General features: G+C 66.3%; 18 protein-coding genes. 15 read left to right on the top strand and 3 right to left on the bottom strand.

What is annotated here, in order from left to right:
• Positions 1-61 precede the first annotated feature (61 nt).
• Positions 62-895, bottom strand: coding sequence for a 3-keto-disaccharide hydrolase (locus GJV26_RS26455; protein ID WP_155711596.1), 834 nt, complete (start codon positions 893-895; stop codon positions 62-64).
• 248 nt (positions 896-1143) lie between these two features.
• On the opposite strand from GJV26_RS26455, the gene GJV26_RS26450 reads away from it, so the two are divergent.
• From GJV26_RS26450 to GJV26_RS26405, 10 genes are all read left to right on the top strand, one after another.
• Positions 1144-2037 carry an AraC family transcriptional regulator gene (locus GJV26_RS26450; RefSeq protein ID WP_173346280.1) on the top strand — a complete coding sequence of 298 codons (894 nt, stop codon included), beginning with the start codon at positions 1144-1146 and terminating at the stop codon, positions 2035-2037.
• An 80-nt stretch (positions 2038-2117) separates the two neighbouring features.
• Positions 2118-2705, top strand: a complete 588-nt coding sequence (locus tag GJV26_RS26445; protein ID WP_155711594.1) for a gluconate 2-dehydrogenase subunit 3 family protein — start codon at positions 2118-2120, stop codon at positions 2703-2705.
• A gap of 2 nt (positions 2706-2707) precedes the next feature.
• On the top strand, positions 2708-4447 hold the full coding sequence (locus GJV26_RS26440; RefSeq protein ID WP_155711593.1) for a GMC oxidoreductase: 1740 nt from the start codon (positions 2708-2710) through the stop codon (positions 4445-4447).
• Positions 4448-4471: 24 nt separating this feature from the next.
• Positions 4472-5314: a sugar phosphate isomerase/epimerase family protein gene (locus GJV26_RS26435; RefSeq protein WP_155711592.1), complete on the top strand. Its 843-nt coding sequence runs from the start codon at positions 4472-4474 to the stop codon at positions 5312-5314.
• A 2-nt stretch (positions 5315-5316) separates the two neighbouring features.
• The gene (locus GJV26_RS26430; protein WP_155711591.1) at positions 5317-6807 is read left to right on the top strand and encodes a sugar ABC transporter ATP-binding protein; all 1491 of its coding nucleotides are present in this window, start codon (positions 5317-5319) and stop codon (positions 6805-6807) included.
• Positions 6785-7813: an ABC transporter permease gene (locus GJV26_RS26425; protein ID WP_155711590.1), complete on the top strand. Its 1029-nt coding sequence runs from the start codon at positions 6785-6787 to the stop codon at positions 7811-7813. Before GJV26_RS26430 ends, GJV26_RS26425 begins: the two co-directional genes overlap by 23 nt.
• 20 nt (positions 7814-7833) lie before the next feature.
• Complete coding sequence (locus tag GJV26_RS26420) at positions 7834-8796, top strand: substrate-binding domain-containing protein (protein ID WP_155711589.1); 963 nt, start codon at positions 7834-7836, stop codon at positions 8794-8796.
• A gap of 24 nt (positions 8797-8820) precedes the next feature.
• Positions 8821-9876 (top strand): sugar phosphate isomerase/epimerase family protein, encoded by a 1056-nt coding sequence (locus tag GJV26_RS26415; RefSeq protein WP_155711588.1) that lies wholly within the window; start codon positions 8821-8823, stop codon positions 9874-9876.
• A gap of 62 nt (positions 9877-9938) precedes the next feature.
• Positions 9939-11075, top strand: a complete 1137-nt coding sequence (locus GJV26_RS26410) for a Gfo/Idh/MocA family protein (protein ID WP_155712744.1) — start codon at positions 9939-9941, stop codon at positions 11073-11075.
• 292 nt (positions 11076-11367) lie between these two features.
• Positions 11368-13557 carry a TonB-dependent siderophore receptor gene (locus GJV26_RS26405; protein WP_155711587.1) on the top strand — a complete coding sequence of 730 codons (2190 nt, stop codon included), beginning with the start codon at positions 11368-11370 and terminating at the stop codon, positions 13555-13557.
• A gap of 201 nt (positions 13558-13758) precedes the next feature.
• Here the strand turns inward: GJV26_RS26405 and GJV26_RS26400 are convergent, their stop codons facing one another.
• Together GJV26_RS26400 and GJV26_RS26395 are read right to left on the bottom strand one after the other, a co-directional pair.
• Positions 13759-16653: a TonB-dependent receptor gene (locus GJV26_RS26400; RefSeq protein WP_155711586.1), complete on the bottom strand. Its 2895-nt coding sequence runs from the start codon at positions 16651-16653 to the stop codon at positions 13759-13761.
• Positions 16654-17076: 423 nt separating this feature from the next.
• Positions 17077-17556 carry a hypothetical protein gene (locus tag GJV26_RS26395; protein ID WP_155711585.1) on the bottom strand — a complete coding sequence of 160 codons (480 nt, stop codon included), beginning with the start codon at positions 17554-17556 and terminating at the stop codon, positions 17077-17079.
• Between the two features lie 305 nt (positions 17557-17861).
• Here GJV26_RS26395 and soxC point away from each other — a divergent pair, with 305 nt between their 5' ends.
• From soxC to GJV26_RS26370, 5 genes are all read left to right on the top strand, one after another.
• Positions 17862-19175, top strand: coding sequence for a sulfite dehydrogenase (gene soxC / locus GJV26_RS26390; protein WP_155711584.1), 1314 nt, complete (start codon positions 17862-17864; stop codon positions 19173-19175).
• 13 nt (positions 19176-19188) lie between these two features.
• Positions 19189-19701, top strand: a complete 513-nt coding sequence (locus tag GJV26_RS26385) for a c-type cytochrome (RefSeq protein WP_155711583.1) — start codon at positions 19189-19191, stop codon at positions 19699-19701.
• 166 nt (positions 19702-19867) lie between these two features.
• Positions 19868-21058: an efflux RND transporter periplasmic adaptor subunit gene (locus tag GJV26_RS26380; protein WP_155711582.1), complete on the top strand. Its 1191-nt coding sequence runs from the start codon at positions 19868-19870 to the stop codon at positions 21056-21058.
• A gap of 12 nt (positions 21059-21070) precedes the next feature.
• Complete coding sequence (locus tag GJV26_RS26375; RefSeq protein ID WP_155711581.1) at positions 21071-24220, top strand: efflux RND transporter permease subunit; 3150 nt, start codon at positions 21071-21073, stop codon at positions 24218-24220.
• Positions 24220-25737 (top strand): efflux transporter outer membrane subunit, encoded by a 1518-nt coding sequence (locus GJV26_RS26370; protein ID WP_155712743.1) that lies wholly within the window; start codon positions 24220-24222, stop codon positions 25735-25737. The genes GJV26_RS26375 and GJV26_RS26370 overlap by 1 nt, the downstream gene beginning before the upstream one ends.
• The last annotated feature ends 56 nt before the right edge of the window (positions 25738-25793 follow it).

The raw sequence follows: 25793 nt of genomic DNA, 5'->3' as shown, positions 1-25793 counted from the left end.
GTATCGGACACCGGTTTTCAGTGCCGAAGTCAAAAACAGGGTACGTCCCCGGTTTTTCTTTTCAAAACTTCGCGGTGGCCGCCGGCCCATCCAGCTGCTTCACCCGGATATTCCGGTAAAACGCCTCGGCCCCCTCCGACTGGATCGAGAACTTCCCGCGCGCCAGCGGCACCATCCTGCCGTCCACCTTCTGCAGCGAGTTCGTGGCGCGCAGCACCTCGTGCCCGTTGACGATGTGCACCAGCGTCTTGCCGTCGGCGATCACTTCCATCGTGTTCCATTCGCCGGACGGCTTTTCGTAATTGCCCTTCTTGAGGATACGCGCGGCGATGCCGGTGCGCAGTGGCAGCGATGGTTCGTAGCGATAGAACTTCCAGCCGCCCTGGTTGGCGTCGCCCACGTGCGCGTCGACGGTCACGCCGTCGAGGCTGTGGTAATCGGCGCAGTCGCCTTCCTGCAGCTGGAATTCGTGGCTGCGCATCCAGTGGCCGCTCTGCGCGCCCTCGGGGCCCACGGCAAAGTACAGCAGCCCGCTGTCGCGCGGCGCGTCCAGCCGCGGGAACCATTTCTTCGTGCCCCACTTGAAATCGAACTTCAGGTGGAAGTTCTGGTAGTCGGCCACCGTGTTCACCGCGCCCCACTCCTCGCCCGACACGCGCAGCATGCCGTCCACCACCGAGAACACCTGTTTCGGATCGCTGTTCGCGCCGCGGATGGACGTGGGCGCTTTCATGTTGTCGGAGGTGGGCTGCATGCTGACCCAGGTGGTCCAGCCGGCCAGGTCCTTGCCGTTGAAGAGCGATTGCCATGCGCCGTCGGCGGCAAGCACGGGGCCGGCGAAGGCGATGGCGGCGGTCAGCAGGCCCAGGCGGGCGGTTCGGAGGGGAAAGGGCATCGTCGTCTCTTTGTCAGTTGGAATGGTAGCGCAATCTGGTAGCGCAATCTAACATGCTCCCGGCACCACCGGCTAGTACAGAATCGGCAACTGCATGGCAACTGCGCGGCAAGTTCGCAACGTCCCGCCGCCAGGATGCCGCGTGCCGAATTCGTTATAAATTTGGCCGATTTCGCGACACTTCCGGAATTAACCGAATGCTACTATCTGGCCATAACAAAGCGCATCACAAAACGGAGACAGCCACGATGAGCACCATGGTCATTGGCAGGGGAGTAATCGTATCCCAGGGGGCACGCAACGAGGTCGGTTACCGCGACCGCCTCGCTGGCCGCGATACGGAGCGCCCCGCCGCCACGCGGGCGGAATGTGCCAATTTTTTCACCGAACACGGCATTTCGACGCCCAGCGCGCTGTTCGACACGCTGCCGGACATGTACTACTTCGCCAAGAACAAGGCCGGCCAGTTCGTGTGGGGCAACCGCCTGCTGCAGGAACAGCACGCGATGGGGGATGTGCATCGGGCGGACGTGAACGATATCCTCGGCAAGACCGACCATGACTTCTTCCGGCGCGATATCGCCGACCGCATCCGCGCCGACGACCTTTCCGTGATGGACCGCGGCGTGACCGTGAAGAACAAGCTCGAAGTGCTCGGCAGCGAAAGCGGCGAGCTGACCTGGCTGTTCACCACCAAGGCGCCGATCCGCAACCGCCACGGCGAGATCGTGGGCATCGAGGGCTTTTCGCGCGACGCCCAGCGTTCGCAGGATGTCATCGCGCCGTTCCATGAATTCCGCGCCTGCATCGAGTACGTGCAGGCGCACCTGATGGAACAGATCGGCATCGAACACCTGGCGAAGTTGTCGTGCATGTCGCTGTCCACGTTCGAACGCAAGTTCAAGCAGCACTTTTCCCTCACGCCGAAACAATACATCCTGCACCTGAAGGTGCACGAGGCCTGCCGCCTGCTGCCGCAGGTGAGCAACATCGCGCGCGTGGCGGCGGAAACCGGTTTCGGCGGGCAGAGCTACTTCACCAAGCAGTTCCGCACGGTGGTGGGCATCACGCCCAAGCAGTACCAGCTGTCGCTGGCGGGTCGCGGTCCCGGCGTGCGCCGGCGGCGTCCCGCCCCGGCCTGAAGCGGCATCCGCCGCTGGCAGCACTGTCTGCCGCGCTGCCGGCCGCATTGCTGCAACCTGTAGTCATTCCTGGAGGAGACATGCTGAATCATGCAGACCAAGGGCCGCGAGAGCCCGACGGCGCGCGCCGTTCCACCCTGCTGCGCATCGGCGCGCTGTGCGGGCTGGCATTGAGCGGCGACATCCTGGCGGCGGTGGGCGCGCCGAAGAATGGGAGCGCTCCCGAGCTGCTGACGCGCGAGGAACTCGCGCTGACCGGCGTGCTGGCCGAGCTGATCATCCCGCAGACGGACACGCCGGGCGCGCTGGCGGTGGGCGCGCACCGCACGGTCGATCACCTGCTGAAGGCCTGCGTGCTCGCGCCCGAACAGGCCGCGTTCAGGTCCGGCCTGGCGCGCATCGAATCGGTCGCCGCGGCGCAGGGCGGCAGGCGCTTCACCGCCCTCCCTCATGCGCGCCAGGTGGCCCTGCTGCACGCGCTCGACGACGGCGCCGCGCCGTTCAACGACGACGACCGGCGCTTCTTCCGCCAGCTCAAGGGCTTCGTGGCGTTCGCCTATTACACCTCCGAGGCGGGCGCCACGCGCGAGCTGGCTTACCTGCCAGTCCCCGGCGGCTTCACCGGCAATGTGAAACTCACCCGATCCACCCGCACCTGGGCCATCTGAACATGGAACCTGTCTCGTCGTTCTACATCAAGAGCAGCCCGGAACGTTTCGACGCGATCGTCGTCGGTTCCGGCATCACCGGCGGCTGGGCCGCCAAGGAATTCACCGAACGGGGCCTGTCCACGCTGATGGTCGAGCGCGGCCGGCCGGTCGAACACGGCGTCGACTACATCGGCGAGAACCGCGACCCGTGGACGATGCCGAATCGCGGCAAGGTCGACGCGAAAGTGGCCGAGGAACAGTTCTTCAACCAAAGGCTGTGCTACGCGTTCGACGAGCACACGCAGCAGTTCTTCAACAACGACCGCGACATGCCGTATTCCACGCCCGAAGGCAAGCCGTTCAGCTGGATCCGCGGCAACCAGCTGGGTGGCAAGTCGCTGATGTGGGCGCGCCAGTCGTACCGCTGGAGCGACCTCGATTTCGAGGCGAACCTGAAGGACGGCCACGGCGTGGACTGGCCGATCCGCTATGCCGACCTGGCGCCCTGGTACAGCCACGTGGAGCGCCACGTGGGCATCAGCGGCAGCAAGGAAAACATGGCCGTGCTGCCGGACAGCGAGTTCCTGCCCGCCTTCGACTTCAACACGGTGGAACTGGCGCTGAAGAAGAAGTTCGATGCGCGGTATGCGCCGGCCCGCATGATCATGGGCCGCACCGCCAACCTGCGCACGCCCGGCGAAACCCAGCTGGCGCAGGGCCGCGGCCAGTGCCAGGCACGCAGCCAGTGCCACCGCGGCTGCTCGTTCGGCGCCTATTTTTCCACCCAGAGCTCGACGTTGCCGGCGGCGGTCGCCACGGGGCGGCTGCGCATCGCCACCGACAGCATCGTGCACAGCGTGATCTACGACCCGAAGACGAACCGCGCCACCGGCGTGCGCGTGATCGACGCCAACACGCTGGAGATGCGCGAATTCCATGCGAAGGTGGTGGTGCTGTGCGCATCGACGCTGGCCTCCACGGCGATCCTGCTCAATTCCACTTCCGAAGCCTTCCCCACCGGGCTGGCCAATTCGTCCGGCGTGCTGGGACACTACCTGATGGACCACCTGTACGGTGCGGGCGCCCATGGCCGCGTGGAAGGCTTCGACAACGATTACTACCAGGGCCGCCGCCCCACCGGCCCGTATATTCCACGCTTCCGCAACGTGCTGGAACAGCACCCGGCGTTCCTGCGCGGCTATTCGCTGTCGGGCGGTGCCGGGCGCGATGGCTGGACGTCAGCGGCCGGCAAGCCGGGCTTCGGCAAGGACTTCAAGGCCATGATCAGGAAACCCGGCGACTGGCGCTTCGGCCTGGGCGGCTCAGGCGAAATGCTGCCCCGCTACGAGAACATGGTCAGCCTGCACCCGACGAAGAAGGACAAGTGGGGCATGCCGCAACTGCACATCGACTGCAACTATTCCGACAACGACCGCAAGATGCAGCAGGATATCGCCGACACCGCCGCCAACATCCTCGAAGACCTGGGGCTGAAGGATATCCGGAAGCACGTCAAGTCGCTGGAAGACTGGCCGCCCGGCCTGTCGATCCACGAGATGGGCACCGCGCGGATGGGGCGCGACCCGAAGACGTCGGTGCTGAACGGCTTCAACCAGGCGCACGACGTGCCGAACCTGTACGTGACGGACGGCGCCTCGATGGCCTCCTGCGCATGGCAAAACCCGTCGCTGACGTTCATGGCGCTGACCGCCCGCGCTTGCGCCCACGCGGTGGACGAGCTGAAGGCCGGCAGGATCTGACCCAACCATAAAACCGGAGACAACATGAACCTATCGCATCTGACCGCCCTCCTCGCAACGATCGGCGCGGCCATGACCGTGCAGGCCGCGCAGCCCCGCCTCGGCGTGCAGCTGTGGTCCGTGAAGGACGAGATCAAGCAGGACTTCGAAGGCACGCTGGCGAAAATCGGCAAGCTCGGTTTCCAGGGCGTGGAATTCGCCGGCGAGTTCGGGCCGTACAAGGACAACCCAGCCGGCCTGAAAGCCTTCCTGGACAAAAACAGGCTGCAGTGCGCCGGCGCGCACATGCACTTCGACGCGCTGGCCGATGCGCGCTTCGAAGCCACCACGGCGTTCTACAAGACGCTGGGCTGCACGAACCTGGTCATCTCGATGGATGCGCGCGGCAAGACCACGGCGGGCAGCGCGGAGATGAGCAGGGAGCTTACCGCCCTGTCGGGCAGGCTGGCCGGCAAGGGCATGCGCATCGGCTACCACAACCACTCCGAGGAATTCGCCGGGGCGGTGGGCAGCACGCCGTGGGACGTGATCGCGCAGAACACGCCGAAGGCGTCGATCATGCAGCAGGATGTGGGCTGGACCACCTATGCCGGCAAGGACCCGGTGGCCTACGTGAAGAAATACCCGGGCCGCACCGTGACCACGCACTTCAAGGCCAAGTTCGCGGAAGGTTCGTCCGGCACGCCGATCATCGGCCAGGACCGGACCGACTGGGCCGGCCTCACGCGCGCCGTGCGGCAGGAAGGCGGCACCGACTGGATCATCATCGAGCAGGAAGAATACCCGAACGGCATGGGCCAGCTGGAAACCGTGGCCGCCTCGCTGAAGGGCCTGCAGGCCGTGATCGCGAAGCTGCCCGCCCAATAGCCATGAGCCTGTCCGTACGCTTCAACCACATCGTCAAGGAATTCGGCCCGGTGCGCGTGCTGCACGGGGTCGACTTCGCGCTGGAGGCGGGCCGCGTGGTCGGCCTGCTGGGCGAGAACGGCGCCGGCAAGTCGACGCTGATGAAGATCCTGGCCGGCTACGAGCGCCCCACCGGCGGCCAGCTGGTGGTCGACGGCGCCGAACGCCGTTTTGCCGGCGCGCGCGATGCGGAAGCGCTCGGCATCGCGCTCATCCACCAGGAATTCAACCTGGCCGAACACCTGACGATCGCGCAAAACATCTTCCTCGGCCACGAGAAGCGGCGCGGCTGGCTGCTGGACCGCCGCGCGATGGCGCGCGATGCCGCGCTGGTCCTGGAACAGGTGGGGCTGAACGTGGCGCCGGAAACGCGCGTCGCCGACCTGATCGTGGCCGAAAAGCAGCTGGTGGAAATCGCCAGGGCGCTGTCGCGCAACGCGCGGCTGCTGATCATGGACGAACCCACCGCCACGCTGTCGCCGGGCGAAACCGACAAGCTGTTCCGCCTGATGGCGCGGCTGAAGGCGGACGGCGTGACCATCATCTACATCTCGCACAAGCTCGACGAGATGGAGGCGCATACCGACGAAGTGGTGGTCATGCGCGACGGGAAATTCGTCGCGCGCGCCAGGACGGCGGACATCGACCGCCAGCAGATGGCCAATCTGATGGTGGGGCGCGACGTGTCGGACATGTTCCTGCCGAAGCAGCCGCCCGCCGCGAACGCGCCGGCGCTGCTGGGCGTATCCGGCCTGACCGTGCCGGGCTGGGTGGAGAACCTGTGCTTCGACGTGCGCGCCGGCGAGATACTCGGCTTTGCCGGCCTGGTAGGCGCCGGCCGCACCGAGGCGTTCGAGAGCATCGTCGGGCTGCGTCCGCGCAGCGCCGGCACGATCGCCATCGGCGGGGAGGACGTGCGCATCCGCAGCCCGCGCGACGCGATGCAGCACGGCCTCACTTACCTGAGCGAAGACCGCAAGGGCAAGGGCCTGCACATGGACCTGGGCCTGCGCGAAAACCTGACGATGATGACCCTCGAACGGGATGCCCGGCCATGGGTCGATCCGAAGGCCGGCCGCGCCGCGCTGGACCAGGCCATCGCCGATTTCGGCATCCGGCTGCGCGATCCCGAATGCCTCGCCCGCTCGCTGTCCGGCGGCAACCAGCAGAAGCTGGCGCTCGCCAAATACCTGCGGCCCGGCCCGCACGTGATCGTGCTGGACGAGCCGACCCGCGGCGTGGACGTGGGCGCCAAGCGCGACATCTATGCGCTGATCCACCGGCTGGCGGCCGAGGGGCGCGCCGTGGTCGTCATCTCGTCCGAACTGATCGAACTGATAGGCCTGTGCCACCGCGTGGCCGTACTGCACGGCGGGCGACTGAACGCCGTGCTGGGCCCGGACCAACTCACCGAAGAGAACCTGATCTCCCATGCAACCAACACCCACCACTGAAGGCGGAGCCGACCTGCCCGCCGCGCGCCTGCGCGCCGCGGGCCCCGCTCTCGCCCGTTTCAAGGGCGCCGGCCCCATCGTCGCGCTGATCCTGCTGTGCATCGCCGGCGCGCTGCTGAACCCGGGCTTCGCCACGTTCGACAACCTGATGAACGTGCTGACGCGCACGGCCTTCATCGGCATCATCGCCGTGGGCATGACGTTCGTGATCGCCTCCGGCGGCATCGACCTGTCGGTCGGCTCGATGGCGGCGCTGATCGCCGGCGTGATGATCGTGGCGATGAACGCGCTGGCGCTCGGCGCCGCGCCGCCCTCCCCGCTTGCCATCGTGGTGCTCGGCATCGCGCTGGCGCTGGTGTTCGGCGCGGTGGCCGGCGTCACGCACGGCTTTCTCGTCACGCACGGACGGATCGAACCGTTCATCGTCACGCTCGGCACGCTCGGCATCTTCCGCGCGGTGCTCACGTGGCTCTCCGATGGCGGCGCGCTCACGCTCGATTTCAACCTGTCGGAAACATACGGCCCGGTGTACTACCAGAGCGTGCTGGGCGTGCCGGTGCCCGTCTGGATCTTCGCGCTGGTGGCCGCGGCCGGCGTGGTGATCCTGAACCGCACGCCGTTCGGCCAGCACGTGCAGGCCATCGGCTCGAACGAACAGGTGGCGCGCTATGCGTCGATCCGCGTCGACCGCGTCAAGACGCTCACCTACCTGCTGCTCGGCGTGTGCGTGGCGATTGCTACCATCCTGTACGTGCCGCGCTTGGGCTCGGCCACGCCGACCACCGGCATCCTGTGGGAGCTGGAAGCCATCGCCGCCGTGGTGGTGGGCGGCACGTCGCTGAAGGGCGGCTCGGGGCGCATCGTGGGCACCGTGATCGGCGCCATCCTGCTGTCCGTGATCGGCAACATCCTGAACCTCACCAGCATCATCAGCGTGTACCTGAACGCCGCCGTGCAGGGCGTCGTCATCATTACCGTGGCCTACCTGCAGCGCGGGCGCCGCTAGCATTTTCAAGGAATTCATTCATGCACTCATTGACCAAACTCGCCGCCGCCTGCCTGCTGGCCGGTGCCGGCCAGGCCATCGCGGCACAACCCGCCGCCGCGCAACCCGTCACGCTCGGCGTGGCGATCCCCACCGCCACGCACGGCTTCACCGGCGGCATCGTCTGGTGGGCCAACCAGGCCAAGAAGGAACTGGAAGCGGCCAACCCGGGACTGAAGATCATCGTCAAGACGGCCGGCAGCACGCCGGAACAGGCCAACCAGGTGCAGGATCTTCTTGTCGTGAACAAGATGAACGCGCTCGTCATCCTGCCGCTCGAATCGGCGTCCCTCACGCAGCCCGTGGCGCAGGTGAAGAACAAGGGCGTGTACGTGACCGTGGTGGACCGCGGCCTCACCAGCCCCGCCGCGCAGAACGCGTATGTCGCCGGCGACAACACGGCGTTCGGCCGCCTGCCGGCCGAATACCTGGCGAAGAAGCTCAACGGCAAGGGCAATATCGTGGTGCTGCGCGGCATGCCGAGCACGATCGACAACGAACGCGTGAACGCCTTCAATGCCGAGATCAGGAAGCACCCCGGCATCAAGGTGCTCGATGCGAAGTACGGCAACTGGAACCGCGACGATGCCTTCAAGGTCACGCAGGACTACCTGACCCGATTCAGGCAGATCGACGCCGTGTGGGCGGCCGACGACGACATGGCGATCGGCGCACTGAAGGCGATCGAGCAGGCCAAACGCACCGACATCAGGGAAGTGTTCGGCGGCGCCGGCGCCAAGTTCGCCGTCAAGAAGGTGATCGACGGCGACCGGCTGATCCAGGCCAATGTGTCGTACTCGCCAAAATTCATCTACGACGCGATCAAGATGACGGCCAACGCCAGGCTGAAGGGCGAAACGCTGCCGGCGCAGACGATCATTCCGTCGGTGCTGATCACGAAGGCCAATGCCAGCCAGTTCTATTACCCGAATTCACCGTACTGACGCATTTACTCAACAAGGATCCGCATGAAGACCATCAAGGGACCGGCGATCTTCCTCGCCCAGTTCATGGGCGGCGAGGCGCCGTTCGACACGCTGGCCAACCTGGCCGGCTGGGCGAAAGGCCTCGGCTACGAGGCCGTGCAACTGCCAACCGACCCGCGCCTGATCGACCTGGACAAGGCGGCCGACAGCCAGACCTACTGCGACGAGATCGCCGGCGTGCTGGCCGAACACGGGCTGCGGATCACCGAGCTGTCCACCCACCTGCAGGGCCAGCTGGTGGCCGTGCATCCGGCCTACGACCAGCTGTTCGACGGCTTCGCCGCGCCGCACGTGCGCGGCAATGCCGGGGCGCGGCAGGAATGGGCCGTCGGGCAGGTGAAGGCGGCGGCGAAAGCGTCGCAGCGCCTCGGTCTCACCACGCACGCGAGTTTTTCCGGCGCGCTCGCATGGCCCTACCTGTACCCGTGGCCGCAGCGCCCGGCCGGCATGGTCGAGGAAGCGTTCGGCGAGCTGGCCAAACGCTGGCGGCCGATCCTCGACGCATTCGACGACGCCGGCGTGGACGTGTGCTACGAGCTGCACCCCGGCGAGGACCTGCACGACGGCGTCACGTTCGAACGCTTCCTCGCGGCGGTCGACAACCATCCGCGCGCGAACATCCTGTACGACCCGAGCCACTTCCTGCTGCAGCAGCTCGATTACCTGGCGTTCATCGACATCTACCACGAACGCATCAAGGCCTTCCACGTGAAGGATGCCGAGTTCCGGCCGGATGGCCGGCAAGGCGTGTACGGCGGCTACGGTGGCTGGGTCGACCGGGCCGGCCGTTTCCGCTCGCTGGGCGACGGGCAGATCGATTTCACGGCGATCTTCTCGAAGCTGGCGCAGTACGACTACACCGGCTGGGCCGTGCTGGAATGGGAGTGCTGCCTGAAGCACCCCGAGGATGGCGCGCGCGAAGGCGCCGAGTTCATCCGGCGCCATATCATCCGCGTGGCCGAGCGGGCCTTCGACGATTTCGCCGGCAGCGGCACCGACCGCGCCGCGCTGCGCGGCCTGATGGGGATTCCGGCATGAGCGCGATCGGATCGCACAAGCCCTCGTCGGGCAACGCCGTGGCCCGCAAGCTCCGGCTCGGCATGGTTGGCGGCGGCGACGGCGCCTTCATCGGCGCCGTGCACCGCATCGCCGCCCGGCTGGACGACTGCTATGAAGTCGTCGCGGGTGCGCTGTCCGGCAACCCGGAACGCGCCCTGGCCAGCGGCACCGCGCTGCGCTTCGATCCGTCGCGCTGCTACGCCGACTACCGCGAGATGGCGCGCGCGGAAAGCGCACGGCCGGACGGCATCGATGCCGTGGCGATCGTCACGCCGAACCACCTGCACGCGCCGGTGGCCACCGCGTTCCTCGAAGCCGGCATCCACGTCATCTGCGACAAGCCGCTGGGCATCGCCACGGCCGAAGGCGAGGCGCTGGCCGCGCTGGCACGCGACAGGAACCGCGTGTTCGCCCTCACCCACACCTATAGCGGCTACCCGATGGTGCGGCATGCGCGCGAACTGGTGGCCTCGGGCGCGATCGGCGATGTGCGGCTGGTCCATGTCGAATATGCGCAGGACTGGATGGCCGAGGCGGGCCCGCAGAGCGCGGAATTCCAGCGCACCAACTGGCATAACGATCCGGAGCGCGCCGGCCCCACCGGCTGCACCAGCGATATCGGCACGCACGCCTTCCACCTCGCCGGTTTCATATCCGGCATGCAGCCGAACGAGCTGCTGGCCGAACTGCACTCGTTCACGCCGGACCGTGTGCTCGACGACCACGTGCAGGTGATGCTGCGCTACCCGAACGGCGCGCGCGGCATGCTGTGGTCGAGCCAGATGGCCACGGGCTGCGAAAACGCGCTGAAGCTGCGCGTGTTCGGCACGAAGGCCAGCCTGGCGTTCGACCAGGAAAATCCGAACGAGCTGTGGTTGACCCCGCAAGGCGGCAGCGCGCAGCGGCTAACCCGCGGCCGGGTGCGCGGCGCGGCGGCGGAACGCGCGACACGCGTGCCGTCCGGCCATCCGGAAGGCTACCTGGAAGCGTTCGCGCAGCTGTACCGGGATGCCGCGGCCAGGATCCATGCCATCGAAGCCGGGCTGCCGGTACCCGCGGAGACTGCGGACCTGCCGACCGTCGACGATGGCGTGGCCGGCATGAAGTTCATCGACGCGGTGCTGGCGAGCGACCGGGCCGGGTCGCGCTGGACGGCGCTGGACATCGGCAGCGTTTGATCTCGCGCAGCTTTTGTCCTGGGGCCTGACCCCAGGTCATTTGCTGCGCCAGCGCAAAGCAGGCGTTCTTCCAGTTGACAACGGCAACAGTCCGGCAAGCCGAACCGGCCGCAATGGAGATCACCGCTTGCAAGATCTATAAGCCGCCTTCCATAAGGGAAAAAAATTATTGTCCAGTTGGTTTGTTTACATTGACATAAGAATGCGAATCGTTATCATTCACGTTCCTTAGTAAACTACCGCCGGTGCGCGCCGCATGAATGCGGCATCCGCACCGCCAACTGGACAACCAATGAAGAACAATTCACGCGCCGCCGGCCCGAAACTGGCCCGCCTCCCACTGTACGTGAGCCTCGCCCTGCCGCTGGCCGCCCTCGCCCAGGTTGCAGAGCAATCGCAGCCGGTGATGCCGCAGGTCGAAGTGCAGGCGCAGAAGGAAGGCGACACCGGCTATACCACGCGCGTGCTGGGCACTGCCACGCCGCTGGGACTGTCGATCCGCGAAACGCCGCAGGCGGTCTCCGTGATCACCCGCGAGCGCATCGAGGACCAGGGCCTGGCCACGATCACGGACGTGGTCAACAACGCCACCGGCGTGTCGGTGAACCAGTATGAAACCCACCGGGCCGGCTTCACGGCGCGCGGCTTCGACATCACCAACCTGCAGATCGACGGTATCCCGACCACATGGGAACAGTCGTGGAGCGCCGGCGAAACGCTGGGCAGCCTGGCCATCTACGAGCGCGTGGAAATCGTCCGCGGCGCGACGGGCCTGATGACCGGCGCCGGCAATCCGTCGGCCGCGATCAACCTGATCCGCAAGCGCGCCACCAGCAAGGAACTGACCGGCACGGCCGAAGTGGGCATCGGTCGCTGGAACGAGCGCCGCGCCATGGCGGACGTGTCGACCGCGCTGAACGAAACCGGTTCGGTGCGCGCCCGCGTGGTCGGCGAATACCGCAAGGCGGACAGCTGGGTCGACTCGCTGAAGAACAAGGACAAGACGATCTTCGCCACCGTCGAGGCCGACCTGGCCCCCGGCACGCTGCTGTCGGCCGGCGCCAGCCGCCAGGAAACCGATCCGCAAGGCTCGATGTGGGGAGGCCTGCCGTTCTATTACACCGACGGCACGAAGACCAACTGGGACCGCTCGAAGACCACGGCCGCCGACTGGACCACGTGGAGCAGCAGCTACGACAATTATTTCGTCAATCTCGAACACAACTTCGCCAACGGCTGGCAGGCGCGCGCGTCGTACACGCGCGGCGACCGCAAGGGCGACACGTACCTGCTGTACCTGTCGGGCGTGCCCGACCGCGTGACCGGCCTGGGCATGAACGATTTCTCCGGCTCGTACAACACGCGTTCGAAGCAGGACGACTTCAGCCTGCACGCCAGCGGTCCGTTCGCGCTGGGCGGCCGCCAGCACGAGGCGGCGTTCGGCTACCTGCATTCGAAGCAGGAGTTCAACTCCGACAGCCGCGCCGCCGACTACGGCAACGTCAGCCACGCGGTGGGCAACTTCAACAACTTCAATCCCGGCGCCTACCCGCAGCCGGCCTGGAGTCCGCGCACGTTCTACGAACGCAGCGAAACGAAGCAGCAGGGCCTGTACGGCGTGCTGCGCTTCTCCCTGGCCGATCCGCTGAAACTGATCGTCGGCGCTCGCGTCAGCAACTACGAGAAGACCGGTGTCGGCCTGTGGACCGCTGCCTACGCGATCAAGAAGGACCGCGAAGTGACGCCGTATGCCGGCCTGGTCTACGATATCGACCGCAACTGGTCGGCCTACGCCAGCTATACCGACATCTTCCAGCCCCAGAACCTGAAGGACTTCGACGGCAACCTGCTCGACCCGATCGTCGGCAAGAGCTATGAAACCGGCATCAAGGGCGCATTCCTGGACAACCGCCTGAATGCGCAGTTCTCCGTGTTCCGCATCAAGCAGGACAAGCTGGGCGTGGCGGTGGACAATATCGACCGCGACGGCGACGGCCCGCTGCTGCCGGAAACCTATTACCGCGCGGCCGACGGCGCGGAGAGCAAAGGCTTCGAAGCCGAACTGTCCGGCGAACTGGCACGCGGCTGGAACGCCACCGCCGGTTACTCGTATTTCAAGGCCGAGGAATCGACCGGCGCGCAGTTCAACAGCATCTACCCGCGCAAGACACTGCGCGTGTTCACCACGTACCGCTTCCCTGGCGAGCTGAGCAAGCTCACGGTCGGCGGCGGCGCCAACTGGGAAAGCCGCACGTGGACGGCCGACCCGAGCGCACCGGCCGGCAGCAGCGGCCTGATCGAGCAGGATGCCTTCACGCTCGTCAACCTGATGGCGCGCTACGACATCAACGACCGCCTGTCGGCCCAGCTCAACATCGACAACGCGTTCGACAAGAAGCACTACGCGATGTTCGCCGCCTTCAATGCGATCACGTACCAGGCCCCGCGCAGCGTGTCGGCAACGCTGCGCTACCAGTTCTGAATACGGTTTCCGGCCGGGAATCCGGCCGGTCCATGACGTAAAAAAAGCCCCTGGAGCATTCCAGGGGCTTTTTTTTTCAGGTAAAACCCGGTCCGAAGACCGGAGTTTCAAACGGACGCAGCTTCAGATGAACAAGGGTGTTGCGGGTGTAAACCGGGCAGCGCCCTGCCTGGCTGGCGGGTTCTTCCTGACCGCCGGAGCTTACATCTTCCAGCGCAAGCCAACCGAGACCGAACGTCCGATCTGCAGCGTGCCGAAATTGCTCACCTGCGCATTACCCGCATCGCCGAAGTGGTAGTACGCCTGCTGCATTTCGTTCGTCAGGTTGACGCCACTGATATCGACGGACATGCTCTCGTTGATCTTGTAGGAGATCTGCATGTCCAGGCTCTTTTCGGGATGACGCCAGATACCGATCGGATTGGCAAACAGGGCCGCTTCGTTGCTGGCAAGGAAGCCGGAACGCCAGACATGCGACAGGCGCGCGCTGACCGGGCCCTTTTCGTAGGCCAGCGTGGCGTTATACGACTTGTCGGACACGCCGAAGAACGGTGTCTCGAGCTGCGAGACGATGACGCCGGCTTCATTGGCGGTGGGCACATTCTGCGACGAGCTCAGTCGCGTATAGCTGGCCTGGATGCCCAGGCCGTCCAGCAGGCTCGGCAGCCCTTTCGGGAAGTAGATCAAGCCGAGCTCGGCGCCCTTGATCGTGCCGTCCGACGCGTTGACCGGCGAGTTGATGACGTAGTCATAGCCGTTCGTATGGTCGCCGCCCGAGGTCGAGTTGCGGAACGGGTCGTCCGCTGCATCGACGTGCACCTTGCGGCGCAGGTCCACCACCAGGCCATTGATCTTGCGCTTGAACAGCGTGCCGTAGAGTGCGCTGTCCTTCTGGAAATACCACTCGGCCGTCAGGTCGAGGTTCTTGGAACGCGTCGGTTCCAGGTCGGGATTGCCGCCGCTGCCCGAGCCATAACCCACCCTCGATACGTCGTCACCGAGTTGCAGGACAGGATTCAAGGCACCGAAGCCCGGGCGGCGCAGGGTTTCGCCATAGTTCATGCGCACCACCACGTCCTGGGCAGGGTCGTAGATCAGGGTCATGCTTGGCAGTAGCTTGCTGGCCGACTTGCTGGCACTGGTCGCCGTGACGGCCTTGGTGGTGGCATCGACCTTGTAGAAGGTCATGTCGGTATCGACCTTGACGTAGCGAACGCCGAAATTGCCGCGCAGGCGATGGCCGAACAGCTCGTTCTGGGTGTTTGCCATCAGGAAGAGGTTGGCCGTCTTTTCATTGACCTTGAACGTCTTCTGCAGGCGCAGCTGGTCCGTTGTCAGGAAGTTCGCATCGGCCGCGTTATAGAGCTTGCGCCACTCGTCGATATTGTCGCGGATGTAGTAGGCATTGGGCTCCAGCCATGTACGGGGTACGTCCGAGATGTCCGTGCCGAAGTTCGAGTTGGTCGAGTAATACGCCGAATCGAGCGAGCCGAGGTTGCGGCCCAGGAAGGCCGATTGCGTCCGGTTGGCCTCCGACGCCTTGCGGTCGTCGTAGCGCAGGCCGAAGTGGAGCGTCTGCAGCGGGCCCCAGTCGGCATCGTAGACGCCCGTCAGGTTGGCCGTCGCGGCGCTGCCCTTGTTGCGGTTGGCGGTATCGTAGAACTGCGCGACATTCCACTTGGTCGGGTCGGTCAGGTCGGCATTATTATTGAAACGGAACGCCGTGTTGTCGCCGCCGTCATTGAAGTCGACGGTGATGGACGGTGCAACGCGATCGATCCGGGTGGCGGTGAATTCCGAGTGGAAGGTGCTGCTCTGATACGACAGGTCGCCTTCCAGCCTCAGCCTGTCGCCAAGATCCCACTTGCCGTTCAGGGCATAAATGCGGGAATCGGTTGCCGATGTGGTGTAGTCGCCGCTGTTGAAGCCATAGACGTTGCCGACCGTACGGCTCTTGATGATGTTTGTTCCCGGGAACGTCGTGATCGTCCCGGCAGGGTTGCTGCCGAGATCCCCCCACCAGTCGACGAAACTGAACAGCAGCTGGTTGAAGGCCTTGTCACGATAGCCGTTGTACATCGATTCGAAGGTATAGACCGAACTGCTGTTCGGTTTCCACTGCAAGGCGATGTTGGCGGAGGGACGCTTGCGCTCGCCCTGGAGGTCGCTCTGGAAAACGGCGTCGCGTGACAGGTAATAAGGATGTGCCTTGCCGTTGAAATCAAGCGTCGAACCTGCTGCCGTCGGCAAGCCGGTAAGGGTACCAGGCGTCCAGATACTGGTATCGGTAATGCGCTGCAAGGGCGTGTAACCCGCAGGAACTTCGGCGGCATTGGGGCTGGCAAACGGCACCATGGCACCCGGCGTTACGCTTTCGTTGCGGTATTTCGTCCTGGTCTGCGACAGGTTGACCAGGGCACCGACTTCGCCGAAGCCCGTTTGCCAGCGGTTGCTGAACATGGCGCTGAGCTGCGGGTTCGTCTTTTCCGCGGGGTCGAGATAGGTTGCACGCCCCGAGATCGAGACTTTCGGACCCTTGAAATCGAACGGCCGCAGCGACTTGACGTCGACCTGGCCTGCAATGCCGGTTTCCAGCTGGCTGGCGTCGCGCGTCTTGTAGACGTCGATCTGGCGCACCAGGGTCGAAGGAATGTCCTGCAGCGCAACCTGCGTGCCGGACGCGGTAAAGATACTGCGGCCGTTCCAGGTTGTCTGGACGTCGGGCAGGCCGCGGATGGACAGGGTGCCGACCTCGCCGCCGGCGCGGTTGGTGACCTGGATCCCCGTCACGCGCTGCAGCGCTTCGACGACATTGTTGTCGGGCAGCTTGCCGATGTCTTCGGCGACGACCGATTCCACGACCTGGTCGCTGGTGCGCTTGATCGCCAGGCTCTTGATCAGCGATGCCTTGACGCCCGTGACAACCACGGTCGGGGTCTCGACTGGTGCCGTCTGTTCTGCGGCCGTCTGTTCCGCGGCAGCCTGCGCCCACACCGAGGCGCTAGTGAGGATGCCGGCCCCCGCCAACACGGCGACCGACACTTTCATTTTTAGTTTATGGGATGGGCGAACCGCACCGGTTTCGGTGTTCTGCATGCTTTATCTCCTGTGTTCTACTTTTTTGGCGTTGCCTGGCAACGTTTTATGGTGCGACTGGCTCATCTTAGTAACGTGAAAATTACCGATCCAATCAAATTTTGGCGAAATTCGATATCGAAATGGATATCAGAGCCAGTAAATGTGACAACCAAGGCAACTTAATCTGTGTACAGGGTAACTTTGCGGGAGACGCCGGAGGGGCCGATTCAGCGACCTGCAAGAGTGAGAAGGCGCCTGGAGAGCCGCACGTTCGTGCGATTTCGACTGTTTGGCGGGATGCCGGATTCGAGGGAGCTGGCGATATGGCCGGCAGCTGTACCAGCCCGCATGCCCGGACAATCGGACAACGGTTATGAACCGAATGTGTATGAATTCAGCAACATGCAACTCTATGCCAGGCATTGCTCCCGCATGTCGTCGTCACACCAGGCGCACGGCCGCGGCAACCCGCCGCGTCAGCTCGTTGGTTTCCACCGTGAGTTCGCGCATCCGCCGCTCGGTGCGCACCAGGCTGTCATGCATGTCGGCGATGATTTCGCGCTGCGCATCGCGCAAGCGAACCCCCTCCTCCAGCACGCATGTTGCACGCGCGATAAGGGCATTCAGTTCGACCATAGCCTCCACAACCGCGCCACCAGCCCGAGCGGCGTTGCTGGCACCGCCGCCGCATGGCGCATGCGGCAGGCGGTCCGGGTGACGTTGCAATGAAACAGCAAGATCGTCAAGACAGCCCTTGCTGCAATCGAGCGCGGCCGATATCGCATGGCCCTGGCACGGTTCGGCACGGTCGACGATGCGGGACGAGTGCGCCACACTTTCGACAACCTTCCCGGCCAGCCGGATATGCTCGGACGACGCTGCCGCATCCCGCGCAATGCCTGCCGGCAGCGATATACCCATGGTTGCTCCAATTCGGCATGCGTCATGCCACGACGGCTTCGCAGTCAGGTCGACGGGGATCGCGCGGCCCACTACCGGCGTACTGCCGCCCTGTCGACTTTCAGTCTAGCATCGGCGATGGATCCGGCGACAAGCACCGCCGCCGTGGGCGGGTCGAAACCGGTTCAACGGTTTTGCGACAATGGGTATCCGGGCATGCGCGCGGCGCATGAGCTTATCTGAACTCGGTCTAGCAGGGCCGTTGACGGGAACTTTCGCGCCATCGTAAAGTTGCCAGCTCTGCAATAGCTGACAGGAACCTGCCGATGGACGATGTCGTTCGACAAGAAACCGGTGCCCCGGCACCCGCGCCGGCGTCACCGCGCAGGCGCCGCTTCATCGCGCGCGGCGCCGCGGCCTCGCTGGCCGCCGCCAGTGGCGCCGCCACATTGCCCGGCGCCGTGCAGGCGGCGGCACCTGAAATCCTGCCGGACAACCTGCCGCCCAATGTGCCGCAATGGATGCGCGAACCGGGCGCCGGCTTCCTGAACCCGCCGTACGGTTTGCCCTCCCCCTTCGAAAAAAATGTGCTGCGCAAGTTGCCGGACCAGCCCGCGGCATTTCCCACCGCCACCCGCACGCCGCTGCAACACCTGTTCGGCAGCACGACGCCGAACGGCCTGTTTTTCGAGCGCCACCATGCCGGCGTGCCGGCGATCGACCCGGCGCAGCACCGGCTGATGGTGCACGGCCTGGTCGAACGGCCCCTGCTGCTGGACATGAAGACGCTGCTGCGCTTTCCGGCCGTGTCGCGCAGCCACTTCATCGAGTGTTCCGGCAACGGCTCGGCGGAATTCAAGGCGCCCGGCAGGGGCACGGTGCAGGACATCCACGGTTTGCTCAGCGGCGCCGAATGGACCGGCGTGCGCCTGGCCGACGTGCTGGCCGAAGCGGGCGTGCTGCCCGCGGCCCGGTGGTTGCTGGCCGAAGGCGCCGACGCCGCGGCGATGACGCGCAGCTTTCCGCTGGCCAAGGCGCTAGACGATGCATTGCTGGTCTACGGCCAGAACGGCGAAATGCTGCGCCCGGAGCAAGGCTATCCGTTGCGCCTGCTGCTGCCCGGCTTCGAAGGCAACATGAGCGTGAAGTGGCTGCGCCGCCTGAAGGTGGGCGATGCGCCGTTCCACACGCGCGAGGAAACCGCCAAGTACACCGACCTGATGCCCGATGGCACGGCGCGCCAGTTCACGTTCCGGATGGGCGTGAAATCGCTGATCACCGCGCCATCGGCGCGCCAGGTGCTCGATGGCCACGGCTTTCGCGAAATCAGCGGCCTTGCCTGGAGCGGGCATGGCCGCATTACCCGGGTCGACGTGTCGGTCGACGGCGGGCGCCGCTGGCAGGCCGCGGCACTGGACGGGCCGGTGCAGCGCCATGCGTTGACGCGCTTCCGCTTTCCATGGCGATGGACGGGCCAGGAAGCGATCCTGCAAAGCCGCGCCGTGGACGAAGCCGGCAACGTGCAGCCGACGCGCGACGCGCTGGTCGGCAGCGTGGGCCGGAACTCGGCCTATCACTACAACGCCATCCAGAGCTGGAAGGTTGCTGCCGATGGCGAGGTGTCCAATGTCCATGTTTAAGGCGCTTGTTTCAATGGCCCTCGCCGGCACGGGCGCCACCGCGCTGATTGCGTGTACCCCGGCGGCGCCCGTGCAACGCCTGGGACTGGGGCAGACGCCCAGCGCCGGCCAGATCCGCGGCTGGGATATCGACGTGCGCGCCGATGGCGCTGGCTTGCCGGCCGGCAGCGGCTCGGTGGCCCAGGGCCGGGCAATCTACGGGGCCCGCTGCCTGGCCTGCCACGGCGCCAATGGCGAACGGGGCACGGCGCCGCGGCTGGCCGGCGGGCAAGGCACACTCGCCGACAAGGCGCCGGTGCTCACCGTGGGCAGCTACTGGCCCTACGCCCCAACGCTGTACGACTACATCCGCCGTGCCATGCCGCAGGACAGCCCGCAATCGCTTACCGTCGATGAAGTGTATGCGGTGACTGCGTACACGCTGCACCTGAACGGCATTATCGGTGCGGAGGCCGTGCTCGATGCGGCGTCGCTGGCCGCGATCAGGATGCCGAACCGGGAGGGATTTCGACCGGTAATGCAATGAGGACCGGCACCATGTCGTCACCCCGTCAGTGGCCTGAATGGCAACCGCACGTCGCCCGGCGCCAAGATTAACGATAATTAATGATTCCACCACCCCTGTTTAAGCCGCCACCCGGCATAGTGCAGGCTTCGAGGAACCATTGTTAACCTTGTCACCTGGACCGTCCATGTCATTTCCTTCCCTTCCGCACCCCGTGCGCCCGGCTGCCACGGCCGTGGCGCTCGCGGCCGCGCTCGTCCTGGCGGGCTGCGGCGCCGACAAGGCGCCGAAAGCCGCCGCCACCGTCCCCGAAGTATCCGCCCTGACCGTCCAGCGTACGAGCGTGCCGGTCGCGCTCGAACTGCCCGGCCGCACGGCGCCGTTCCTGCTGGCGGAAGTGCGGGCGCGGGTCGACGGCATCGTGCAGGACCGCCGCTTCGTCGAGGGAGCGGACGTGCGCAAGGGCGATCCGCTGTACGTGATCGATCCGGCACCGTACCGGGCGGCGCTGGCGAGCGCGCAGGCGGCGCTGCAGCGCGCCAAGGCGAACCTGGTCAGCAGCACCGCACAGCTGGAGCGCTACAAGGTGCTGATCGGCGGCAATGCCGTCAGCAAGCAGGCCTACGACAACGCCGAGGCGGCGCAACTGCAGGCCGCCGCCGATGTCGCCGCCGCCGAAGCGGCCATGACCACGGCGCGCATCAACCTGGGCTATACGAGCGTGACGGCGCCGATCAGCGGGCGCAGCAGCGTTTCGCAGGTCACCCAGGGCGCCTACGTGCAGGGCGGCTCGGCCACGCTGCTGACGACGATCCAGCAGCTCGACCCGATGTATGTCGACATCCAGCAATCGAGCGCCGAGGGCCTGGCGCTGCGGCGCGACATCGCCGACGGCACGCTGAAGCTGGACGGCGGCAAGGCCGAAGTGCGCCTGAAGCTGGAAGACGGCAGCACCTATGGCCACCCGGGTATCCTCGAATACAGCGGCGTGACGGTGAACCGCGATACCGGTTCCGTCACGCTGCGCGCCCGTTTCCCGAACCCGGACAAGCTGCTGCTGCCCGGCATGTTCGTGCGCACCAGCGTCGACCAGGGCACGCGGCAAGGCATCGTGCGCGTGCCCGCCACGGCCGTCACGCGCAATCCGCAGGGCGAGGCGACCGTGATGCTGGTCGGCGCCGGCAACAAGGCCGAGGTACGCACCATCCAGGCCGGATCGCTGGTCGACGGCCACTGGCTGGTGGACGGCGGCCTGAAGGATGGCGAACGCGTCATCGTCAGCGGCGTGCAGAAGCTGCGCCCGGGCGCGGTGGTGGCACCGCGCGCCGTGGCGCCGGCAAAGCTGGCCGCGGCGCAAGCGCCCGCGCCGGCACGTTGAGGACGATGACGCATGGCTAAATTCTTCATCCAGCGGCCCATCTTCGCGATCGTGATTTCGCTGCTGATCATGCTGGTCGGCGGCATCGCGCTGTTCAAGATGCCGGTCGAGCAGTATCCGCCCGTATCGCCCCCTTCCGTGCAGATCCAGGCCACCTTCCCCGGCGCCTCCGCCGAAACCATGGCCAACACCGTGGTGCAGGTGATCGAGCAGCAGATGACGGCGATCGACAACCTGCTGTACATGACGTCCACCAGCGACGACACGGGGCAGTCGACCACCACGCTGACGTTCGCGGCCGGCACCGATCCGGACATCGCCCAGGTGCAGGTGCAGAACAAACTGCGCGCGGCCGAGCCGCGGCTGCCTTCCGAGGTGCAGCAATCGGGCCTGCGCGTGACGAAATCGACGAGCGACTTCCTGATGGTGGCGGCGTTCGTCTCGGAAGACAACAGCATGACCAAGTTCGACATCGCCAACTACGTGGCATCGAACATCCAGGACCCGCTGTCGCGCATTCCCGGCGTGGGCAGCCTGAACGTGTTCGGCACCCAGTACGCGATGCGCATCTGGCTCGACCCGGTGAAGCTGAACGGCTACGCGCTCACGCCGCTGGACGTGAACCGCGCGATCCAGGCGCAGAACGTGCAGATCTCCGGCGGCCAGCTGGGCGGCTCGCCCGCCGTGGCCGGCCAGACCCTCTCCGCCACGATCAACCAGGCCAGCCTGCTGCGCACCCCCGAGGAATTCCGCCGCATCCTGCTGAAGGTGCAGCCCGACGGTTCGAGCGTGCGCATCGGCGACGTGGCGCGCGTGGCCCTCGGCCCGGAAAACTACAACGTCGACGTGCGCTACAGCGGCAAGTCCGCGTCCGGCGTGGGCATCCAGCTCGCGCCCGGCGCCAACGCGCTGACCACGGCCGACGCGGTGCGCGCCCGTCTCGACGAGTTGAAGGCCTTCTTCCCGCATGGCCTGAAGGTGGTGTACCCGAACGACATCACGCCGTTCATCGAGGTGTCGATCCACGAAGTGGTGGTCACGCTGTTCGAGGGCATCGCGCTGGTGTTCCTCGTGATGTACCTGTTCCTGCAGAATTTCCGCGCCACGCTGATCCCGTCGATCACCGTGCCGGTCGTGTTGCTCGGCACCTTCGGCATCATGTCGGCGCTGGGCTTCACCGTCAACACGCTGTCGATGTTCGGCCTCGTGCTGGCCATCGGCCTGCTGGTCGACGATGCGATCGTGGTCGTGGAAAACGTCGAACGGGTGATGCACGAGGACGGCCTGGGGCCATATGAAGCCACCGAAAAGGCGATGGGCCAGATCACCAGCGCGCTGGTCGGCGTGGCGCTGGTCATTTCGGCCGTGTTCGTGCCGGTGGCGTTTTCCAGCGGCACGGTGGGCGCGATCTACCGCGAATTCTCGCTGACGGTGGTGGCCTCGATGCTGCTGTCGGTGTTCATCGCGCTGACGCTGACGCCGGCGCTGTGCGCCACCATGCTCAGGCGCCCGGACCCGGGCCACCATGAAAAAGGCGGCTTCTTCGGCTGGTTCAACCGCGGTTTCGACCGCAGCCGCGACCGCTACCTGGGCGGCGTGGGCGCCATCGTGCGCCGGCGCGGCGTGTGGATGGCGCTGTACGCGGTGCTGCTCGGCGTGGTGGCGCTGCTGTTCCTGCGCCTGCCGGGGGGCTTCCTGCCGAAGGAAGACCAGGGCTACATGTTCGTGCAGGTGCAGACGCCCGCCGGCAGCACGCTGGAAACCACCGGCAAGGTGCTGGAGGAAATCAACCAGTACCTGCTGAACGATGAAAAGGCGATGGTCGATTCCACCTTCATGACCAATGGCGCCAGCCAGCCGAACCGGGGCCAGAACCAGGGCCGCCTGTTCGTGCGCCTGAAATCGTGGGACGAAAGGAAAGACAGGGAGCTGTCGGTGGGCGCCCTGAGCAGCCGCATCGCGGCCCGCTACGCCGACTACCAGGGCGCGCAGGTGACGCCGGTGGAGCCGCCGCCGATCCGCGGCCTGGGTTCGGCCACCGGTTTCTCGCTGCAGCTGCAGGATCGCGGCGGCCTTGGCCACGAAGCGCTGGCGAAGGCGCGCGACCAGCTGCTCGACCTGGCGAAGGACGAGCCGGCCCTCTCCCGCGTGCGCTTCACCGGCCAGGCCGACAACGCCACCTACAAGATCGACATCGACCGCGAAAAGGCGGCCGCGCTGGGCGTGAACCTGTCGGACGTGGACCAGACCTTCTCGACCGCCTGGGGATCGCGCTACATCAACAACTTCTTCGACACGGACAACCGGATCAAGCGCGTGTACGTGCAGGCCGATGCCCAGTTCCGCATGAACCCGGACGATATCCGCCTGCTCCACGTGCGCAACGGCGCCGGCGACATGGTGCCGTTCTCCGCGTTCGCCAGCGCCCGCTGGGCATGGGGCGCGCCGGCCGTGCAGCGCTACAACGGCATCGCCTCGGCCGAGATCCTGGGCCAGCCGGCGGCCGGCCACAGCACCGGCGAAGCGATGAAGATCATGGATCGCCTGGTGGGCGAACTGCCGGAAGGCATCGGCTACGAGTGGAGCGGCATCTCGCTGCAGGAATCGCAGGCCGGTGCCCAGGCGCCGCTGCTGTACGGCCTGTCGATCCTGGTGGTGTTCCTGTGCCTGGCGGCGCTGTATGAAAGCTGGGCGATTCCCGTCTCGGTGATCATGGTGGTGCCGATCGGCGTGCTCGGCGCGCTGGGCGCGGCCACGCTGTTCGGCCTGGAGAACGACGTGTTCTTCCAGGTCGGCCTGCTGACCACGATCGGCCTGTCGGCCAAGAACGCGATCCTGATCGTGGAATTCGCCCGCGAACTGCAGATGGAGGGCAAGGGCGTGATGGAGGCGGTGATGGAAGCGGCCAAGCTGCGGCTGCGCCCGATCCTGATGACGTCGATGGCCTTCGTGCTCGGCGTGCTGCCGCTGGCGATCGCCAGCGGCGCCGGCGCCGCCAGCCAGAACGCGCTGGGCATCGGCGTGATCGGCGGCATGCTCACGGCCACGTTCCTGGCCACGTTCATGATCCCGCTGTTCTTCGTGCTCATCGCCGGGAAGATCAAGGACGGCAAGGCGCACAGATTACCGGCAGCGGCCGTGGCTGCGCAGGAGGTGAAGTGATGAACCGGATAGTGAAATGGCTCCCGCTGGCCGCCGCGGCGTTGCTGGCTTCCGGCTGCGCGCTGCAGCCGGCCTACGAGCGGCCCGCCGGCGCGGTTCCGGCCGCGTATCCGGCCGGCCCGGCCTATATGGGATCGCACCCCGCATCGGCTTCGGCATCGGCCGCGGTGGCGGCGAACACCACGCCGGCCGCCGATACGGGCTGGCAGGATTTCCTGGTCGACGAGCGCCTGCGCCAACTGGTCGGCGTCGCGCTGGCCAACAACCAGGACCTGCGCGTGGCACTGCTGCGCGTCGGCCAGGCCCGCGCGCTGCTGCAATCGCAGCGTGGCGCGGCCCTGCCCCAGGTGAACCTGGAAGCATCGGGCACGAACGGCCGGAACAACGCCGCCAGCGCCAGCGACGCCAGCCGCAACCGCGCCGTGACGCACAATAACGCCGTGCGGTTCGAGGCGGCATGGGAGCTGGACCTGTTCGGCCGCCTGCAAAGCCTGACCGACAGCGCCCGCGAACAATACCTGGCCAGCGCCTACGGCCGCCAGGCCGCGCACATCCTGCTGGTGGCGCAGGTGGCCGAGCAGTATCTGGCCATGCTGGCCTACGACGAGCAGCTGGCCGTCACCGAGGAAACCATGGCGGCGGCGCGCGAGTCGTACCGCATCGTCAAGCTGCAGTTCGATACCGGCACCACGTCCGAGCTCGATGAAACGCTGGCGCAGGGCACGCTGCAGCAGGCGCAGGCCAACCACGCGGCCCAGCAGCGCCTGCGGGCCCAGGCCGAAAACGCGCTGGCGGTGCTGCTCGGCCAGCCGCTGCCGCCCGCGGAGGGCGCCAGCGCTGCCTCCACGACGCCGCTGGACACGCAACGCCTGCTGGCCGATATCCCGGCCGGCCTGCCGTCGGACCTGTTGCTGCGCCGTCCGGATGTGCTGCAGGCCGAGGCGCTGCTGCGCGCCGAATACGCCAACATCGGCGCGGCCCGCGCCGCGTTCTTCCCGTCGATCGGGCTGACGGCCGCCGCGGGTACCGCCAGCTCCGCGCTGGGCAACCTGTTCGAGGCCGGCACCGGCGCGTGGTCGCTGGCGCCGAGCCTGGTGCTGCCGCTGTTCGACGGCGGCGCGCGCCAGGCCAGCCTGGACAGCGCCCGCATCGCGCGCGACATCGGCGTGGCGCAATACCGCAAGACGGTGCAGACGGCATTCCGCGAAGTGGCGGACGGCCTGGCCGCGCGCGGCACCTACGACGTGGAGCTGCAGGCGCGGCGCCGCGATGCCGCCGCCCAGCAGCGCCGGCTGGAGCTGGCGGAGATGCTGTACACGAACGGCGTCAACGACTACCTGACCGTGCTGACGGCGAAAACGGACCTGTACAATGCCCGCATCTCGCTGATCGCGGCGCGCCAGAACCAGCTGGCCGCGCTCGTCGGCCTGTACCGCGCGCTGGGCGGCGGCTGGATCGGGCGCACCGGCGATGCGCCGGCCGCCGCGGATGCGGGTGCCGCCATACCGGCCTCCTGATGCCTCTGCAGACACCTGGCGGCTGGATGCCTGGCCGCTGGCAGCACCGGTGCCGG

The sequence above is a fragment of the Pseudoduganella dura genome (assembly GCF_009727155.1).
GTDB classification, from domain to species: domain Bacteria; phylum Pseudomonadota; class Gammaproteobacteria; order Burkholderiales; family Burkholderiaceae_D; genus Rugamonas; species Rugamonas dura.
The sequence above is the reverse complement of the archived record's forward strand: the minus strand, read 5'-3'. Positions and strand labels throughout refer to the sequence as shown.

Bases quoted from the DNA above. Each gene is read 5' to 3' on its own strand.
- GJV26_RS26455 (WP_155711596.1), bottom strand. From the start codon at position 895: ATGCCCTTTCCCCTCCGAACCGCCCGCCTGGGCCTGCTGACCGCCGCC.
- GJV26_RS26445 (WP_155711594.1), top strand. From the start codon at position 2,118: ATGCTGAATCATGCAGACCAAGGGCCGCGAGAGCCCGACGGCGCGCGC.
- GJV26_RS26430 (WP_155711591.1), top strand. From the start codon at position 5,317: ATGAGCCTGTCCGTACGCTTCAACCACATCGTCAAGGAATTCGGCCCG.
- GJV26_RS26415 (WP_155711588.1), top strand. From the start codon at position 8,821: ATGAAGACCATCAAGGGACCGGCGATCTTCCTCGCCCAGTTCATGGGC.
- GJV26_RS26420 (WP_155711589.1), top strand. From the start codon at position 7,834: ATGCACTCATTGACCAAACTCGCCGCCGCCTGCCTGCTGGCCGGTGCC.
- soxC (WP_155711584.1), top strand. From the start codon at position 17,862: ATGGACGATGTCGTTCGACAAGAAACCGGTGCCCCGGCACCCGCGCCG.
- GJV26_RS26440 (WP_155711593.1), top strand. From the start codon at position 2,708: ATGGAACCTGTCTCGTCGTTCTACATCAAGAGCAGCCCGGAACGTTTC.
- GJV26_RS26435 (WP_155711592.1), top strand. From the start codon at position 4,472: ATGAACCTATCGCATCTGACCGCCCTCCTCGCAACGATCGGCGCGGCC.
- GJV26_RS26370 (WP_155712743.1), top strand. From the start codon at position 24,220: ATGAACCGGATAGTGAAATGGCTCCCGCTGGCCGCCGCGGCGTTGCTG.
- GJV26_RS26395 (WP_155711585.1), bottom strand. From the start codon at position 17,556: ATGGGTATATCGCTGCCGGCAGGCATTGCGCGGGATGCGGCAGCGTCG.
- GJV26_RS26410 (WP_155712744.1), top strand. From the start codon at position 9,939: ATGGTTGGCGGCGGCGACGGCGCCTTCATCGGCGCCGTGCACCGCATC.
- GJV26_RS26405 (WP_155711587.1), top strand. From the start codon at position 11,368: ATGAAGAACAATTCACGCGCCGCCGGCCCGAAACTGGCCCGCCTCCCA.
- GJV26_RS26400 (WP_155711586.1), bottom strand. From the start codon at position 16,653: ATGCAGAACACCGAAACCGGTGCGGTTCGCCCATCCCATAAACTAAAA.
- GJV26_RS26425 (WP_155711590.1), top strand. From the start codon at position 6,785: ATGCAACCAACACCCACCACTGAAGGCGGAGCCGACCTGCCCGCCGCG.
- GJV26_RS26380 (WP_155711582.1), top strand. From the start codon at position 19,868: ATGTCATTTCCTTCCCTTCCGCACCCCGTGCGCCCGGCTGCCACGGCC.
- GJV26_RS26450 (WP_173346280.1), top strand. From the start codon at position 1,144: ATGAGCACCATGGTCATTGGCAGGGGAGTAATCGTATCCCAGGGGGCA.
- GJV26_RS26385 (WP_155711583.1), top strand. From the start codon at position 19,189: ATGGCCCTCGCCGGCACGGGCGCCACCGCGCTGATTGCGTGTACCCCG.
- GJV26_RS26375 (WP_155711581.1), top strand. From the start codon at position 21,071: ATGGCTAAATTCTTCATCCAGCGGCCCATCTTCGCGATCGTGATTTCG.